This window comes from Prevotella sp. C0209C1, assembly GCF_056583855.1.
In genome coordinates, this window is sequence record NZ_JBWPJP010000083.1 from 1 (window position 1) to 513 (window position 513).

A 513-nucleotide genomic window follows, 5' to 3' on the forward strand; every position below is an offset into this window, starting at 1 on the left:
ACAATTTGGGCAGTGTTTTTCAGAAGATCATTGATGGTTTCTATGATATATCTTTTGCGCAGCATCATTCTATCATAGAAAGGCATGAGTTTGTTTTTCATATTTACCCTGAGCCCCGTCACCAACTGAATACCATCTTCAAAAAGAAAGTCAAAAAGTTTTTGTGATATGTATCCTTTGTCAGCAAACAGCTTGCCATACAGACGTTTGGCAAGAACCTTGAAAACTTTTGTGTCTTTGTCACTGACATTTGCTCCAGTAAGAACGAAAACTATGATTTCCCCTCTGTCATTACATGCCAGATGAAGCTTGAATCCGTGACACCAGCCCATTGTTCCTTTCCCATTTGTTGCAACGCCTTTGAACACCTTGTTGGCATAGCGTCTAAGATTGTGGCATACAGGAATCATTGTTGAGCCAACAAATGTAATACCTGTACATCTTCCAAATGCACGCAGATTAAGAAAGAACATAAGAGGGAAAAACACTCTACTTTCAAGTTCAACAAAACGG

1 protein-coding gene is annotated in these 513 nt (G+C 39.2%); it reads right to left on the bottom strand.

All coding sequences use genetic code 11. From position 1 onward, the window contains the following. On the bottom strand, positions 1-513 hold a 513-nt coding region (locus AC1DCD_RS10295), incomplete at both ends, for an IS982 family transposase (RefSeq protein WP_464641391.1).